Raw genomic sequence first — 15,244 nt, 5'->3', positions numbered from 1 at the left:
TACATAAATCTCACCCGCATGGAGAATTACATCTTTGAACTGAAAATGAAGGTCCGCGACTATGAATGCGACCTGCAAGGAATTGTCAACAACGCGAATTACCAGCACTACATCGAGCATACCCGCCATGAGTTTCTGACCTCTGTCGGCGTCAGTTTCGCCCAGCTCCACCAGCAAGGCATCGACCCCGTGGTAGCCCGCCTGAACATGGCCTTCAAGACCCCGCTAACCAGCGGCGACGAGTTTATTTCCCGGCTGGCTCTCCGCAAGGAAGGCATCAAATACGTCTTTGTACAGGACATCTACCGTCTGCCCGACCTGAAACCCGTCATCAAATCGACCGTAGAGACCGTGTGTGTCATTAACGGACGACTGGGTGACAGTCCCCTTTTCAATGAAATCTTTGCGCCTTACCTGAAATGAACGAAAAAGAACTCCTCTGCCGTCTGGCCCTGCCCCTTCTGCCCGGCATCGGCCTGGTAAGCGCCCGCCACCTGATTCAGGCTGCCGGAAGTGCCACCATGCTTTTCGAGCATACCCGCGAACTGCCGGCCCTCATCCCCGGCCTGTCGCCCAAGATAGCCACCGCCTTCCAGCACACCGAAGTGTTCCGCGTGTGCGAAGCTGAACTGTCGTTTGCACAGAAACACCAGATTCAATGCCTGACCGAAGACGACGAAGCTTACCCTTCCCGCCTCCGCGAATGTCCCGACGCCCCGCTCGTGCTGTTCTACAAAGGCTCGGCCAACTTGAACAGCCGGCACATTCTGAGCATCGTGGGTACCCGAAACGCCACCGACTACGGCAAATCGCTCTGCCAGCGGTTCATGCAGGAACTCAGCACTCTGTTGCCCGACACACTGATTGTAAGCGGACTGGCCTACGGCATTGATATTCACGCCCACCGGGAAGCCCTCTCCCGCGGCTTCGACACCGTCGGCGTACTAGCTCACGGACTGGACCGCATCTATCCCGCCGTACACCGCCGCACCGCTGCCGAGATGCTGACACAGGGCGGACTACTCACCGAGTTCATGAGCGGCACCAATCCCGACCGGCAAAACTTCGTGAAGCGCAACCGTATCGTAGCCGGGCTCAGCGACGCCACCCTCGTAGTGGAATCCGGTCCCAAGGGAGGTTCTTTGATTACAGCGGAAATTGCCGAGAGCTACCAGCGCGACTGCTTCGCCTTTCCGGGCCGTGTAGGCGATACCTACTCCACGGGCTGCAACGTGCTGATACAAAAAAACCGCGCTGCCTTGATACAGAGCGCAGAAGACGTAGTAAAAGCCATGAACTGGGACCATACCCCCGTTGTGCCACAGGTGGTCCAGCGCCAGCTTTTCCCGGAACTGACACCCGAAGAAGAACAGGTGGTCACTCATTTAAAGAAACACCCCGACGGTATTCAGGTCAACACGCTTGTGGTGGAGACCAACATCGCCATCAACCGCATGACCAGCCTGCTGTTCAATCTGGAGATGAAAGGCGTGGTCCGCGCTTTGGCAGGAGGAGTTTACAAGTTAGCCTGACTTATCACCTCACGATAAATGGCATTTGCAATACGCAGAGGCTTGTCACGCACCACTAAGCCCATATCCACTACATACTGGATGTCGTCGTCTTTCAGGTGTTGCTCCACCTCTCCGTCCTCGTTGGCCAGAATCGGAGCGATTACATTTCTCACCCTCTCTTCCCGAAGCTTGTCTATCAGTATATCGATGTGCGTATCACGACGGTAAATCAGCCGTTCCTGCGCACGATACATCATTTCCGGTATAATCCGCACACTCCGGTCACGGTTCTCACGCATGTTCATTGTCACCTCATAGCCCAACGCATTCACCAGCCACGGCTGCCCCTCTGTGGCTTCCCATATCTGCGGGAAACAAGCCTCATCAAATACCTGGCCCGTAGCCGCCGTATGCTGCATATAAAGCTGATGAATCTCTTCACGGGAGAAATTCCCCAAACGAAGCGATTCAGCCTTGATGTTGAACGCAGAACCACCCGTCACAATATCCTGATTCGACAACACAATCCGATAGTCACGCACATCGCGCACCCCACACAGAATAATACTCTGCGGAAATGCCTGAGGCCGCAAGTCGTATCCACTGCGAAGCTGACGCAACACGCTCACCAGCGAATCGCCTACCAATGCATCAATCTCGTCTATAAACAAAAGTAAAGGTTTGTCCAATGCTTCTGAAAGCATCTTTAAATACAAAGCAAGTCGGTCCTGCTCCGGACTGGCAGCTACTTTATGAAACAAATCACGAGGCAAATCTGATTGCAGTGTCATCGCAGCACGCTCCGCTATTGTACCCACTACACGACTCTCCACCGTTTTCACATCATTTCGAAAAGCCTGCCCCCCTTCCACATTGGCATACACGGCATAAAATTCCCCCTGCTTGTTGATGTAGTCACGTAAGGCCAGCAGACACGAAGTCTTCCCCGTCTGGCGTGGCGCATGAAGAATGAAATACTTGTTCTGCCGGATGAGCGACTCTATTTCCTCCAAGTCAAAGCGTGTCAGCGGGTCAATGCAGTAATGCAGCTCCGGCTTCATCGGGCCGGCTGTATTGAAAAATTTGGGAACAGGTTTCATAGGCTTTGCGTATGTATATAGCAAAGATACGAAAATCTGCTTACAGTGCCGCAATCTCCTCCCGAATCTTTGCGTAAGGCGCATCCTTCAGCAGCACCTTCTTCGAGCCGTCCAGCAGATACAGCGAAGGCATCGCTTTCAGGTCGTACAAGGCCCCCTGCTTCACCGTTTCATGGTCACTGCCTACCGTCCATCCCTGAGGCAAATCACTCAGTGTACGCTTCCATACCTCCTGATTCCCTTCGGTGTACACCGCCAACACCGTCAGTTTTCCGTCCTTTACGGCTTCCGCCAGCAGCCCGTCGGCCACCATCTCCTGCATCGTTTCGTGACAGCTCGGGCACTCCGGATCATAGAACACCAACAGCAGACGATTGTTCTTTGCCCGCGTCTGCGCCAGCGACCGCTTGCTTCCGTCCGGCAGGAAATACATAAAGTCCGTTGCCACCTTTCCCGGACAGTTCCGGCTAATCAGGTCAAGGCTGAACTTCAGCGAACTCTTCCGCGCCTCGTCTACATATTTGCTTTTCAGCATCCGCTCCAAGAACAAGGCATACAAGGCCTCATTATGGTAAGGCGAATTCGGGTTATACAGGTAGTCCTCCATCATTTGCAAGAACACCTTCCGCGCATGCTCCTGCACTTCCAGCCCTTTGCAGAAACTGTCCAGACTGCCTTTTATCCGCTCCCCGGAGAGCGTCCCGTCGGCCAGTATGGCCAAGTAGTCTGCCGCTCCCTGCTCCGCCACGTTCCGGTTGTTCACCAATGCCGTATCTGCGAAATTAAAGTTATCCCAGTAGTGCGCCATGAGATATGCTTTCCGTTCGTCCGGCTGGGTGAGCATGGTGGGGATTTCAGGGAAAGGGAACTTGGCTTCCGAGACGGTTTGAGGGTTTTCTACCGTTGCAGTAGTTTTTGCTTGCTTCTGCTGGGAAGAATTTCCACAGGCAGAAAACAGCAAAATCATTCCTATCCCTAAAAAGTATCCATTCATTCTTGAGACCGATTTATTGTTTTTTTAATGTAATGAGCGGCACCGACTCACCAATTTCATGACTTACCAAATAACTGAACGTAGTAGTCAACTGATAAACCACGGAAGTATTTGGAACCGTATAGTAAATAATCAAGTCCTCATCCATTGTAAAATCAAATTCCGGTCGTAGGGTCAATTTATAGGTCGCTATATTCCCCTCCACAGATTGTATATCCAAATCACCCACACGCGTGCCATTTTTGCGCTGCAACGTAATAAATGAATTGGTACTTAACGGTTCTTCACCGTCTAAAGTCAGTGTACCTGTGATGGGAAGATTCGTAAACGAAGCTGAAGCAGGAGTAAACAATGCTTGCGAATCATCCGCTGTACGTATGGTGACGGTTTCCGCACTTGCAATCCGATTCGTCAAGAACTTTATCGTTCCTCGTTGCTCCAAAGAAGTGCCTTTCGGTATGGTAAGATAATATCCTCCCACAGTTTCTTCAAGCCATTCCGCATGTTCACCATTAGGGTCACGCTTCAAATTATTCGTTTGAATAAACAGTTTCAAATCCGTATACTGCACCGCAGCCTCCGGAATCGTCAGATACATGTTGGCTGGCTGGTTCAAGCCATATTTTACCGCATCCACTTCCGGAGTATCATCTACAATATTAAAATCGAATGTGAAATTCTTCGGAGTCGCCCGCAGCTCGACAGCGGCCGATTTAAACCAATAATCAGAATTAGAGTTATAACCAAATTCATTTTCATTATCAATTGAAAAGCGCACCAAATCATCCACATCCGGAGTATTTGTCAGGAAATTCAAAGTCAAACTGGAAACCTCTCCTGGCTTAATCCAATAATAGTTCACAATACCATTCGTCGTAGGAGTCCCATTGTTGATATATTTATTCTTCTCACTGTCCACAGGAACCAATGAAGTGGTCGCAATACGCATCACAGTGTTCGTTGTAGGAGTCTCTCCTGTAAAATTCAACTTAATAGTAACTGGCTGATTGACTGTGGGAGCCAATTTTTCCAACAAAAAGCCCGGATTATTCTCATCTGCTCCGTCCACTGTAATATACATACCTTTCGATCCCGACTGGAATAAAACGACCTTTTCCTCGTCCTTAAAGTTTTCTGCTTCCAGAAATACATGTGCATGCTTCTCCTTCAAATAAGGGCAAGATGACCCTACATATTCTACTGTACCCTCCGGATCATTCCCTTCACTTACATTCAATGTAAAAAAGACTTCCTGAATACCTGGTCTGGTGGCTGTATAAACAAATTTATATCCCCAATTGGTAGTACGGTTTGGTTCTTCCGGTTCTCCATCCTCCGTTTCAATATGATACTCGCAGTCCTCTATTATAACAGGTAACTGTACCCCCAAATCATCATTGGCATTCATGGTATTTGTAGCAATCTTGCAAGTAATCGGAAACAATTCGCTTGGATAATTATCCGGGATGACAAATGTCATGGACAACCTTTCATCTTTCTCCATCGGGACTCCGGTAGACACCCATACAGGCTTGAACTCAAAGGGCTTCATCAGATAAACTTTTATCTGACGGGTAAACACACCCGCCCGCAACAACAAGGTACCAATCACCGGGTCTTCCTTTGGTTGCGCCAAATTCATTGTAATGGTATATGTATTATTGCCTGTAGAACTCAATTGAGGAGTTACACTGGAAAGTGTTCCGTCATTATCAAGCCACGAAACAGAAACGTCCTCACTATTACCATCGTAAGTAAAATCAATTGTCTGTTCACCTCCCTCGTTGAATATCTGTGTCGTCCCATTCAGAATGTTCAACGTATGCGTTCCGTCGCTGAGTTCTGGAATCTCCGGATCGACAGAGACCCAGGCATTATTGGCTGCAATGCCCTCCTTCGCCTCATCAAAAGTGGTGTAACCCATTGACTCAGGAGGAGCAGAACTAATTCGAATCACATATTTAAAATTACGGTAAATAGGCAGCAAATTCTTGTTGCCATCCACAAACATGATTTTATAATACTTGGCCGATTCTTTCGTTTCTCCAATCAGCATGACGGCATAAACGGGAGCATCGAGCGTATTCGGATTTTCAAATATATAATGAGGGTCTCCTTGCGCCTCATCTCCCTGCACCGTCACATCCGTAGCGTCGGTCGACAACACCTGATAGTCTGCAGCAGGTTCCGTTACATAAGGAGCATCCAGTGAATAATTAAATTTATCTTCATCCTTTTCTGCATGCGGATTAAAAGGAGCAATGGTTCCCCATGCCCGGCGGTTACAAACCGCATACCCAAAAACCTGCAATCCGCCCCCTGACTCTACTTCCCAGCACACCTGGGCCTGATTACGGTAAAGCACTATCGACGAAGGGAAACTGTTTAAGTCTGTTACAGCCACACGTCCCCAATAGGCCATGAGCCCTGAAGCGGAAACAATAGAGGGTATCAAGGTTGTCTCACTCATGCCAGGCACGGCATTTATATCATCCAAATAGACATTCGACAAAAAATGTATTCTACGCGTACTACTCGGTACCGTTACATCGAACCTATATGCATAATTCCCATTCTCACCGCTTACCAACTGAATGTTGGAAGCATCACGACGTCCTATATAAGAACCATACTCATCAAAACAAAACAGATAAAGCGTTTTTATCCCTAAACCATCGGGGTCAATATCACGTGTAGTCACCACTTTCACATCCGGCACACTGACACTCAACTGAAGTGCCACATCTCCCTCGGCTACCGTTTCTTGTCCGTTTTCTACGGCAACCTCGTCAGTGCAAGCAGACAAGCCTACCAGTAAAAACAAACACATCCAAAAAACATATATCTGTTTCATATATCTAACTATCTTTCGTTTTTATTTATCTGATATTCTGTGCACGCAACTCTTTCAAATCTTCTGGAGTCACATCCCGTATACAACGTACTTTCCCATCACTTTTTGAATCTGTACCAGTAGGAATCCGATTGTCTGTTGGTTTTGGGTCAGCTGTTATTAAATACGTATACTTGTCTGCAGCCCAATAATAATCATCTGTCAACACCACATCCATCACTTTGTCCTGCGTCGATTGGTAACCTGCGATAATCTGCAACTCTGCGTAAGTAGGTAACCGCCAGTCATCAAAACACCGATGTCCCATACTGTCATAAGTTTTCCCATTTAACCGATCTGCCTCCTTAACTGTATAAATGCTATATTCCACATAATATTTGCAGTTATCTTGTGCCCTAACCCAATTTACATCTCCAATATTTCCCAAATTGGAAGCCAACATAAATGAAGGAGAGACTAGTCGGTTATTTTCCTCTCCCAAAGCAGTCACACTCCCTACTCCTGTACCTGTCATTTTAGGACGAGCCACTGTATATTTTTCACTCGTACTGGATATCTGCACCAAATACATCCGGTTGTTATGTGCATCAGTGTTTTCCCTCACATGGTTTGAATAGCTCTCATCTATACGATAAATCTTCTTCTCCTCCACCCTATAAAACTTAGATTTCATATAAGGATTATTACCTATATGCCCATTCAGTCCTTTTTTTATATCTGTAAAATATTCTCCATCCCAGTTAAAGTTACTGGGCCATCCACCATTCACCTTCACAGTGTTCCCTTCTTCGTTTATATATTGTTCTACATAGGAATACAAACCTGGCACACCCGAGATATATTCCAGAGGATATTGTATCACATGGATTGTTTTCTCCATGTCCTCCTCGTTCGTAACGGTCAACGTAAAATAACGTGCTGTCACAATCTTAGGTACCTCACTGTGAATCTTTAACTCCCCAGACAAAGCAGATTTATCATAATCCACAGAATACCAATCGGAAGATGTTTCTTTCAATGAAATCTCATTTCCAGATTTATCCACATAATAAGCTGCATCCAACGTGACTTTTATGGCTGAAGAAGAGAAAAAAGTGACTACCGTGTCAGCCACATTATGCATCTCAATCTCATCTTCGCTGACAATCAAATATTTATAGGCATCTCCTCCCACCTCTATTTCTTTATTTTGCCAAGAAGCAATCGAAATTTCAGGCTTAAGTTCTACAGGCTGGTCTATCTCTTTATTTCCCACACGGTCTACTGTCACATTGATAGTATAGACCGTATTACGTTTCAAGCATAAGTCGGCGGCTGTATTGGAGATACGTACCGGAATCTTATAATAATTCTGATATAAATCTCCCTGACTGCCGTCTGTATACGGGATATTCATCAATATATAGGTTTCCTGATCGGCTACATTATCTCCCCATTCATTGGGATAACTATATGCATAAAGCACATCCTTTCGTGCTACCCCACTTCCTTCTGTATGATTGAATGTAGACATACCTACACCGTCTGCATCGCCATATAAATCAAGAATGGGGATGGGATCCGCCTCTGCCAGCACACGGACATCCTGCGCATAGCGTACAAGTTTCTTCCGTACATCTACAATCGTCCTATCTGCAACCAGAAAATCGTCTGTATAGCTTACATTCACCACAATCTTGGCAGCAGCCCGTGCCAAATCAATGGCAATTGTTTCGTCTGTACCTTCACTGGGTGTCCATCCTTCTTTTTTGCCATCCATCATGAACTTCTTTCCCGTATAAGTTTCCTCATTTCCAAACTTATCGTTCTCTACCTTAAAAATATCCGGATCCGTATCACTGAGAGCCACCAATGCCGTCCAAGTCTTTATCCGGCTTAAATCTGTCTCTGTTTCCGGAGTAGAAGCATCATCATACTGATGAAAATTGGCCACTACATAAACGTCATAACTCGCTTCCGGGAACTTGGATTTCCAGTTTCCCGTTTCCAAAAGCACTTTACCATCTTCCCCCACCTCTTTATGATAATAACGGGCCACCTCTTCTTTATTGTCTGCGGCAAAGAAAAACACATCCACATTCTCTACTAAATCTTCTCTCAAATCTTCGTCTGATGCAATAGAACGCCCTGCCACAACAGCTTCACCACTTGCCAGCAAATTCAAGACCAGCCCTTCAGAAACCGTTTCCTCGTCAGCCCACATCTCATTTTCCATGCAACCAGTACAAAAAAGCAGGCTACACAGCAAAAGCAAGCACATATATAAATAATCTCTTTTCATCATATACTCTCAATTTATCATGGTTGAATGGCAGCAGCATCCCACTGGTCAGCTGAAACCTGACGTATCCGGATACGAGTAATAGTTCCAGGATGATTCCCTTCATTATTGATAACCTGCTCTCCGTTTTCTGTTTCTCCTCCATCCACCAAACGGGTCAAGGTTATATAAAGTTCTGTTTCACGTTCTACAGCTGCATCAAATGCCTGAGTAGGTCGAACAGAAAAAGTGACCGGTCCCGCTCCACCAATACCCGAAGCCGTACCAGAAGCACTTGACTCACTATACAGCTCAAATTCATTTCCATTTGATAAATTGGCAGTCCACCTAGCACCAACAGGAACTTCCATTTCCATCGTAAACGTCACCTGGCGGTTTTCATCATTAAACACCGTAGCATACGCTTTATCTCCCTCAACACGTACATCCTGACTGGAAAGGACAAGACTACCCTTAAACTGGTCATTATAGCTAATGAAAATTTCATCTTCAGTATCCCACGGAAATACCACGAAATTCAAATTCAGTTCTCCCGAATAGTGAGCATATACCACGACAAAATGATTACGTATGATACTGCCATCCAACACGACCTCCCGACTTCTGAATTCCCCATTTATTGTATACCGAATGACACATTTCACTTGATTTGAAGCTGCTTCATGAATATAATATGGAGTCAGAGAAGTAGCTGTCTGATTCAGGGCGTCAAGATAGGCCTGTTCCTTGCCTTCCTCCTGAATGATTTTAGACTGGCCTGTCCCAAATGTGGTCGCTTCCGGAACAGTTATCGTGAAACTTTCAGAAGAAACAGAAGTATTCGGTATAGAAGGGGCAGTAGGACGCGAAGTGACCTTGTCAGCCATTACTGATTCAGGAAAGACCGTACCTTGCGATGACAATCTGCTAAAAGCAACTGAAGTCACCCTAAAATCCTCACTGGTCTGATTTGTAAAATAGCAGCCCATTTTGGCCACCCCCCTTTCCAGCAGAATCTGGAAAGTCCCCGTCTCCAACTGGGTTCTGGTGATTCCCGTTACAATTCTTGACATCAACAGTCCCTCATCTGTCAACATAGAATATGGTTTACTGAAAACAGCCTCCTTAAGTGCCTTCCGTGAAGATTCAGCAGACAATCCGGTTTCCTCTCCTCCGTTCACCAGCACATAGATGTCCGACTCGCCTTCCCACTCGGAAGGAAGAACCATTTCTACCCGCAACGTGCCCATATTATCTGTATAACGTAAGGCATCAGGCACATACTTATAAGCCAATGCCTTATCCTCATCAGCGGCAGAAGAACCGAAAATCCAGATACGAGCATTATAAAATGTGCTCTCTCCTTCTTCAGCATTTACAATTCCCTCCGCACGCGTACGAGTGGTGTAAGGCTGCAAAGAAGGAAAATTTAATGTCACAACATGTGCATACGTCGCTTCCTCTTTAACCTCTTCCTTACAACCCGGCAACAGGCTTATCAACGCCCCCAGGACTACCCAATAAATCCACCCTATCTTATACATAAAAACTCTTCTTCCTGTTTCACATACTCAGCCTAAAGTCACATCTTCCAATGAAATTACCCATCCATTGACGATGATATAATTTTGCAGGAAAGTATCTCCATCCACAAAGAAAGTAACGGCATACGTATCCTGACGATCCAGATATTCCTGATCATCCCATTCCGCACGATGCTCTCCTACCGCCTGCAGTGACAGAAACCATGTCAAATTAATGTCTAACACATCCTTTCCGGTCCTGTTATTGATAATTCTAAAACGAGGCCCTTGGTCTACCATCATTCTTGACGTATTGAGTTCGGCCACCACCGCATGATTGATTTCCGCATCGTCCGCACGTGATTCTCCAGATACAGTTTCATCTCTCAACAATTCCTGATAATAAGGCTTATAGGTCACTTCACCCTGCCCATAAGGATCGGCTTTATAATCCAACCATCCATTCTTTCCGTCAATCACAAACGAATAATCTTCCTGATATAAAGTCTGTCCCGCACGAGCCGGCATCAAGATAACACGCAATGTATTGGTACACTTCATCATGTCGATTGTGAAGACTTCTTCTTCTGCACCCGTCACTTCCACATCCAGCGTACCGCTCAACAGTCCGTTCAAACGGGTACTGCACACATTGTCTTCATCGCGGTTCAAATAAGCAGTTAAATCACTCACCGTTGATTGTCCCGCAATCAAATCTGGAAAAGAGAACTCCGACAGTTCATCATCATAATCCATACTTTTTGCCCAAGCCACCAGTTTATACTTACCCACTGACAAAGACGGCAACGCCAAAGTATAACCATTCACAATGTGATCACCTTCATCTTCTTGCATGGAAACGAACTTTCCTTCTTCATCAAAAATCCATACACGTACATTCTCCGCTTCCTTTCCAAAAGCATCATTCTCTACTATATTATACGTGTAACGAAAGTTCACTTTCACACCGTGGCCTACAGTAGCCGGACAATCATCTCTGTCTTCACGAATACAAGATGTACACAGCAATACCCAGAACGCTGTTACCAGCATGCTCCACATCCCTACTTTCTGACTTCGTTTCATGATTCAGTGCTTTTATTTTATATATCGCAGGAAGCCCACTTAGGACATTCCCTCATTGTTTTCTACTTCGGGGCAACAAAACAAATGTTGCAAAAAAACATGTATAGTCTACCGACTTTTATACAATCCATGGAACAGTCACAAACTGTTCCATGGACTTTTCTCTTCCATTTATTGCAAGTCTACATCGTAATTACTCAAAACCCAATGATTTACCTGGCACTCTACCACCAAATAAGTCTTCGGAGTAGTAGGATCTTCCGGATCAGTATCCGGATTCCATCCACCCGGAATATCATCTCCAATATTTTTTACAGAATTTACAGTCAATCCGTAAATAGTATTACGCATAACAGACTGATAGTTCACTTGAGCCTGTTCACTATCTGCTGCCGTATAGTTTTGATCTTCAATATAATGTGTATAATACATCACTCCGTCTTCATACACATGAATATTGTATTTCACACGGAAGTCAGAAATAGTTTTTACTGTAGCTTCTTCGCTTGCCGTTCCGGCTTTAGCTGATTTCAACTCAGCCTCCGCTACTGCTAGTTCTTCTAATCTATCATTGTCAAGTCCATCTTTATCATCAAATACTGCTGAATATTTAGCTTGAACAGCCCCCAATGTAGCAAAATACTCGCCATTGTAGGCATAGAAACAGTTCTTTCCTGCACATTCATCACTTCCTGCAACCGTAGCTGTGGCCTTAAAAATTACCCCCGTAGTATTACCATTCAAATCTGAGCCCTCAGCAAAACAATTATCAGTTGTTGATCCTGAGTTATTTTCCATACAATATAAAGCATTTGTAGTAAAAGAAGTATTCTTTACATCAACAGCTGCAGTATAAGAATCACTTACCTTAGTCACCGTACGGAAATCATCCCATCTGTTATAAAAATTATCAGAAGCATTATTCGTTACTGTGGGGGTTAACAAAGTATTTATATGGGAAGTTCCCGTAGCAGTAGGGGCAGCCGCATTCCAATGCTGTTGCAGATAAAAATTTTTGATTCCATTTACCAAAGCAAAACCATTGAATGTAATCCCAGTCAATTCTGTCAACTCTCCTTCTGCAGCACTAATATCGACCCCCCCTTGTTTTTCTTCATAAGTAATCTTTGCTGCTAAACGGTCGAGTTTGATAGGTTCAGCAGTCCTAGCCGGATTGTCATAATCATTTTCAGCAGATACGGTTATCTCCTGCCCTCCTGTCTTATCAGTTCCATGACATTCACTAAACATCAGGAATTGACTATTTGTAGCAAAATCAGCACTACTTGTAATTGCTTTCTCCAAGCTCTTAATATTACCTGTAATTCCATCAAACAAAGTAGTTCCCGGATTTGCAATCACATACACATAATAAGTACCCACTCCAGCTTCTACCGGATAAGTTTCCACGCTGCTATCATCCTTTTTTATACAACTCACTTTCTTTGCAGATTGTATAGTTCCATCAGAAGCACACAAAACTACCATAGCTTCTGAAATCGTTGACTCTGCTACCGTTCCTTCCACTGTACCATCTTCTCCAGCCACCGTTCTAGAACCACTGTTTTCTGTTCCTACCAAAGTCAACGTCAAGAATGTACCACTATGACTGTTGTCAGCCGACGGTACATTGTCTTCATTAGAGCATGCGAACAAACCCAAGCCCGCAAATGCCAAAAATAAACTTTTAGACAATTTCATAACAAATAAAAATTAAATTACACATTTTCTTATATGATTCTCTATCCTATTTCATTCGGCCATATATTCCATATACTGTTTCAGTTGTGTCAGATTCTCTGCTGCTTGAGAATAGCCTTTAGCCTGCGCCTCAGAGAAAGCCTGTACGGCCTTTTCCAGATTGCCAGCCTTGACATAAACCACTCCCTTCATATTCAGCAATTCGCCTTCTGCCGGAGCGTTATCCAGCAAACGGATAGCTTCACCTGTACGGTTGGCCTCCATCAGGGCCAGTGCAGCATTGTTCACAGCCGTCACATCGCTTGGATAAGCCTTTACACCGCTCACCAGGCAATCCACATATTCAGGACTTCCCTTACCGTAGCTGTCGGCTACTTGCTGAATCTCACTTATGCTCATCAGCTCCGGATGGTTCTTAATCATCTCCCGGCCCTCTTCTACCGTAAAGTGACGCACATTGTATTCTATACGGTATTCGTTGCGACGAACTGCCGGATACAACTCCTTCAGCAAATACTGATAGATGGTCGGTGGTACCAACGCTTTCAACTGTTTTTCGCAGGCATCTTTGTCATCCCCGCAATGATCGATGATATCCAAAACTTCTTCACGCTTCGGCAGGTCGAAACATTTCACCACCTCTTCACGCAGACCAACCCAGTCTTCACCTTTCCAGTCCACGTGGTAAAGCTGCGGATCAATCGCTTTCAAATCGTCTTTCATATATTCCGTAAAGGCCTTCGCACGACGCTCAGACAGCTTCATATTATAGGCAAAAGTTCCTTCCGGAGAAGCGTAACCCGTTACATAAATCCCCGTAATGGTCAGGTCATCGTTATCTTTTACCAGCGCAATGGAATTGCTCACGGTGTCCAGTTCTGCCTGGTTGCCCTTGTACTTCGGCTCAATGCGATAGCTGTCCTGACGGAACTGCAAGCGTGCAGAACGGGTCTCGGAACGACGCTTCACAATCTCTTCCTTTGGCTGGATAAACGGAGAATAGTAAACCGGAGTCATCGGTGGGAAAATATCGCCCGTAGTGGCTGTTTCGTCACCGTCATTACACTGGGCACAGCCTGTCACATACGCACGGAGTTGAAGATTGCCTCCAATCATCCAGCGTTTGAAGGGTACGGATGCCTCGTAATCCACCGTCTGAGCCTCACCGTTCTTACGGCGTATCTTTGCCACGGCTCCGGGATTGAAATCGATATGTTCAAAAGCTTCCGTACGCTGCTGCACTTTATCGCGCACTTTGCCGTTCACCACAAAAGGAGGAAGTTCCTGTTCCTGACTGCCGTCGGCAGAAAGAATGACCGGCACCACGCGCAGCGAATGCTGTTTTTTGATGTCCAGATTATCCAGATTCACCGTCATCTTCACACGGGCCTGACGGTCGGCTGTCTTCGCCACTTCGCGGTTCACTATCTTTATTTCACTCAGATAAGAAGTCTGGCCCAGAACGGGAATACCGGCAGCCAGCACGAATACGAGAGAGAGAATATATTTTTTCATCCTGCGTTCCTCCATCATTTAATTACGTAAATCAAGGATATGGCTGCCTTGGTCAGGCCGAAATAGTCTTTCTTGTCGCTTCCACGCCATTCCCCGCAATGCGGACAATCATACTGGTCGTAATGGGCACGTATCCATCCGGCACCAATTTCAAGCCCCAAGTTCCAATGTTTGGAAAGCACGAACTGGTAACCGTAGCCGATACCGGCTCCGTACATGCTGCCTTGATAACGATAGTCCTTAAAAGAAGGGAAAATGCCTAAATCCATATCGGCGACATTAAACTGTCCGCCCAATGCATGAAGTGCCAGAAAATGTCCGTTGAAAGCCTCACAGAACCAGTAACGCGCTTCAGGCTGCACCAGCCAGTGTTTCATCTTCTTGTCATTACCCAAATTAAAAGGATTATAGTTACCCGACACGTCGATAGTCCACTTCGGTGCCACGCTAAACTCTACACCAAGATTTAACGTGGTAGTTACATCATAAAGCATGTTCGTTTTCACAGCTATTTTTTGAGCGGATACCGATACGCATACAAACACACAAAATATCCATACAAGTGTTTTTTTCATAGCCTTTTTCTTTTAACTTTGCGTTACTCACTTGTTTAAAACCATAACATATATTATTCTATAAGAATAAAAACAAATGTTCACTAATTTTTATCAGAAAAGCTTTTATCCCCTGGTAGAAT

General features: G+C 45.5%; 11 protein-coding genes. 2 read left to right on the top strand and 9 right to left on the bottom strand.

The genetic code is table 11. The features are described 5' to 3' along the window. Positions 1-18: 18 nt before the first annotated feature. Together OIM59_RS16985 and dprA are read left to right on the top strand one after the other, a co-directional pair. Positions 19-423, top strand: coding sequence for a thioesterase family protein (locus OIM59_RS16985; RefSeq protein ID WP_022353072.1), 405 nt, complete (start codon positions 19-21; stop codon positions 421-423). After that, complete coding sequence (gene dprA / locus OIM59_RS16980; protein ID WP_303897845.1) at positions 420-1,532, top strand: DNA-processing protein DprA; 1,113 nt, start codon at positions 420-422, stop codon at positions 1,530-1,532. Before OIM59_RS16985 ends, dprA begins: the two co-directional genes overlap by 4 nt. Here dprA and OIM59_RS16975 read toward each other — a convergent pair. From OIM59_RS16975 to OIM59_RS16935, 9 genes are all read right to left on the bottom strand, one after another. Beyond that, positions 1,517-2,614 carry an AAA-like domain-containing protein gene (locus OIM59_RS16975; protein ID WP_299168066.1) on the bottom strand — a complete coding sequence of 366 codons (1,098 nt, stop codon included), beginning with the start codon at positions 2,612-2,614 and terminating at the stop codon, positions 1,517-1,519. The two genes, dprA and OIM59_RS16975, sit on opposite strands and share 16 nt — an antisense overlap. Positions 2,615-2,654: 40 nt before the next feature. Further along, a complete protein-coding gene (locus OIM59_RS16970) occupies positions 2,655-3,608 on the bottom strand; it encodes a DUF5106 domain-containing protein (protein WP_303897843.1) in 954 nt (317 codons plus the stop codon). 13 nt (positions 3,609-3,621) lie between these two features. Then, the gene (locus OIM59_RS16965) at positions 3,622-6,462 is read right to left on the bottom strand and encodes a hypothetical protein (RefSeq protein WP_303897841.1); all 2,841 of its coding nucleotides are present in this window, start codon (positions 6,460-6,462) and stop codon (positions 3,622-3,624) included. 25 nt (positions 6,463-6,487) lie between these two features. Continuing rightward, a complete protein-coding gene (locus tag OIM59_RS16960; protein ID WP_303897839.1) occupies positions 6,488-8,746 on the bottom strand; it encodes a hypothetical protein in 2,259 nt (752 codons plus the stop codon). A 14-nt stretch (positions 8,747-8,760) separates the two neighbouring features. Then, complete coding sequence (locus OIM59_RS16955) at positions 8,761-10,266, bottom strand: hypothetical protein (protein WP_303897837.1); 1,506 nt, start codon at positions 10,264-10,266, stop codon at positions 8,761-8,763. Between the two features lie 27 nt (positions 10,267-10,293). Beyond that, on the bottom strand, positions 10,294-11,331 hold the full coding sequence (locus tag OIM59_RS16950; protein WP_303897836.1) for a FimB/Mfa2 family fimbrial subunit: 1,038 nt from the start codon (positions 11,329-11,331) through the stop codon (positions 10,294-10,296). Between the two features lie 171 nt (positions 11,332-11,502). Then, a complete protein-coding gene (locus tag OIM59_RS16945; RefSeq protein ID WP_303897834.1) occupies positions 11,503-13,032 on the bottom strand; it encodes an Mfa1 family fimbria major subunit in 1,530 nt (509 codons plus the stop codon). A gap of 51 nt (positions 13,033-13,083) precedes the next feature. Further along, complete coding sequence (locus OIM59_RS16940; RefSeq protein ID WP_303897832.1) at positions 13,084-14,547, bottom strand: DUF3868 domain-containing protein; 1,464 nt, start codon at positions 14,545-14,547, stop codon at positions 13,084-13,086. Between the two features lie 14 nt (positions 14,548-14,561). After that, entirely contained in the window at positions 14,562-15,122 is a 561-nt protein-coding gene (locus OIM59_RS16935) for a DUF3575 domain-containing protein (protein ID WP_299168048.1), read from the bottom strand. Positions 15,123-15,244: the final 122 nt, after the last annotated feature.

This window comes from Bacteroides mediterraneensis (genome assembly GCF_025993685.1).
In the GTDB taxonomy this organism is placed as follows: Bacteria; Bacteroidota; Bacteroidia; order Bacteroidales; family Bacteroidaceae; genus Phocaeicola; species Phocaeicola mediterraneensis_A.
Note: the sequence above shows the minus strand (reverse complement) of the source record. Positions and strands in the feature narration are given on the sequence as shown.